1 protein-coding gene is annotated in these 526 nt (G+C 29.3%); it reads left to right on the forward strand.

The window, feature by feature from the left end; genetic code table 11:
- Positions 1-140: 140 nt before the first annotated feature.
- A partial coding sequence (locus tag ACGTN6_RS20890; RefSeq protein WP_394595020.1) for an ABC-2 family transporter protein occupies positions 141-526 on the forward strand: 386 nt, incomplete at its 3' end.

Raw genomic sequence — 526 nt, forward strand, 5'->3', positions numbered from 1 at the left:
TCTACTTAGATTTATACAATACTTCGGAAATCTATAATGCTTTATTAACGCAAATAATTTGGATAGGAATACTTCTTGTGACTACAATCTTATTTAATAAGATTGCAATGAGGAGACTTAATATTCAAGGTGGTTAGGATTTGAAACGTTATATTGAACTATATTTATTTTTTATTAAAAAATACATTAAGGCCTTAAGTGAGTATAGGGCTGATTTAATAATGGGGATATTTTCCTCTATAATTTTGCAACTAACAGGGTTGTTAATGATTTGGGTTATCTTTGAGAATATTAACGATATAAAAGGCTGGTCTTACTATGAGGTGATTTTTGTATACGGCATACTAACTACTTCAAGGTCAATTAATGAGATGTTTTTTGAAAGTTTATGGGGGTTTGGAACAGAATACATTCAGCCTGGGAAGTTTGACATAATATTAATTAGACCTATATCTCCTTTATTTCATTTGATTTCTAACAAATTTCAATTTAATGGTATTGGGTCCTTCGTTTTAGGTGTTACTTT

Source organism: Halomonas sp. B23F22_20 (assembly GCF_043496985.1).
Taxonomy (GTDB): Bacteria; Pseudomonadota; Gammaproteobacteria; order Pseudomonadales; family Halomonadaceae; genus Halomonas.